Annotated in this window: 1 protein-coding gene; it reads left to right on the top strand. The window is 35.3% G+C overall.

The annotated features are described in order from the left end of the window. On the top strand, positions 1 to 283 hold a 283-nt coding region (locus tag ACHRWY_RS27680), incomplete at both ends, for a condensation domain-containing protein (RefSeq protein WP_395359252.1).

The raw sequence follows: 283 nt of genomic DNA, 5'->3' as shown, positions 1-283 counted from the left end.
TACAGCTCAATTTGATTTAACATTTAGTGTATCAGAGAGTAACCATGGTATTTCATTAGGAATAAATTATTGCACCGCTTTATTTGATAAAGCAACAATAGACCGAATGCTGCTGCATTATCAGGAGCTGTTGGTTGGTATTGTAAGCAATATCACGCAGCCTATAAGCAGTTTAGCGATGCTTACCCAAGAAGAATCACATCAATTATTGGATGTTTTCAATAACACTGATGTTGCCTATCCATTAGATAAGACTATAGTAGATTTATTTGAAGAGCAGGCT

This window comes from Flavobacterium sp. FlaQc-48 (genome assembly GCF_044007335.1).
In the GTDB taxonomy this organism is placed as follows: Bacteria; Bacteroidota; Bacteroidia; order Flavobacteriales; family Flavobacteriaceae; genus Flavobacterium.
Note: the sequence above shows the minus strand (reverse complement) of the source record. Positions and strands in the feature narration are given on the sequence as shown.